At 34.8% G+C, this 250-nt stretch carries 1 protein-coding gene; it reads right to left on the reverse strand.

Going from position 1 to position 250, the window contains the following annotated elements:
* A partial coding sequence (locus JG677_RS08700) for a DUF2920 family protein (protein WP_200286240.1) occupies positions 1–250 on the reverse strand: 250 nt, incomplete at both ends.

The raw sequence follows: 250 nt of genomic DNA on the forward strand, positions 1-250 counted from the left end.
AAGGTGGCAAGGCTGAACCTGAATTATCAACCACCCCATCTACATACCAAGGAGCAATTTTGGCTATAAGTAAGGATAAGTATCCACCATAAGACCCCCCCCCATAAATTTTAGGCAAATTTTTAAATTCAGGATAGTTTTTAACTATATCTTTTAAAGCGTTGATATGATCAATTGCTGCCATAATGCCATAGTTTTGATATTCATTATTTGGTGGGATAAAGGTTGAAGTAAAGATGGCTTTATAATT

It is taken from the genome of Campylobacter sp. TTU-622, assembly GCF_016598965.1.
Classification (GTDB): domain Bacteria; phylum Campylobacterota; class Campylobacteria; order Campylobacterales; family Campylobacteraceae; genus Campylobacter_D.